The sequence below is a fragment of the Xanthovirga aplysinae genome, assembly GCF_009711365.1.
Classification (GTDB): domain Bacteria; phylum Bacteroidota; class Bacteroidia; order Cytophagales; family Cyclobacteriaceae; genus Xanthovirga; species Xanthovirga aplysinae.
Map to the genome: position 1 here is coordinate 1 of NZ_SMMB01000223.1, position 746 is coordinate 746.

At 35.1% G+C, this 746-nt stretch carries 1 protein-coding gene; it reads right to left on the reverse strand.

Going from position 1 to position 746, the window contains the following annotated elements; all coding sequences use genetic code 11:
* Positions 1–76: 76 nt before the first annotated feature.
* Positions 77–697, reverse strand: coding sequence for a hypothetical protein (locus E1171_RS00490; RefSeq protein WP_155203049.1), 621 nt, complete (start codon positions 695–697; stop codon positions 77–79).
* Positions 698–746 lie beyond the last annotated feature (49 nt).

Here is a 746-nt window from a genome sequence, read left to right on the forward strand (position 1 = left end):
CTGCTGTGCTTTCTGAGCTTCGGATTTTGTGCGTTGGAAAAGCAGGCAGCTCGCCATTGTTGTAGGGCGTTTTTATTTATTTACTTTTAAAGTCTCTCCATATTTCATACAGTTCACTTTCTTCTGCATTGGTAAAATATTTGCCAAACAGTTCGCAATTTCTGAAGTAAGCCATACATTCTCCAAACTTTAGATACTGTGTTTGTGGAATAGATTTCTTTCGGAGGCACTTTTTTAATATCTCAAGTCGATTCTTTTCATCTTCCGAAATTATTTCTCCAATTTTTTGAATTTCCCCTTGAGTAAATCTGGTAGTAATTGTCTCTAAATTTTTTAGGTTTTCCCAATGTTCCCGAGCCGCCATACCTTGGTCAACTCTGCGAAACCTACCTTTTGACAAAGCAAATTTTAGTTCATCTTTTCTTTCAAATTCTATATCATGATCTTTCAACTCAGTCCAGAATGTTTCTATGTCAAGCCCGATACTCTCCTTCCAAAAGGTCAATAAGTCGCTGGTTAATGATCTCAATTGGGCTAGAGTTAATTTACTGTCGAGAAGTTCTTTGAGTTTTTTGGAATAATCTATAATAGCGTCCTTAGTGGCCTTGTCGAAATATTGAGAATTTTTCACGACTCGATTTTGAATTTCAATCGAGGTCAATAACATTTCTCTATATTTATCTTTATCATTCGTCATTTATTTGACTTTCTCTAATGTTCGTTAAGGCAGATAGTTTACAAAGTTA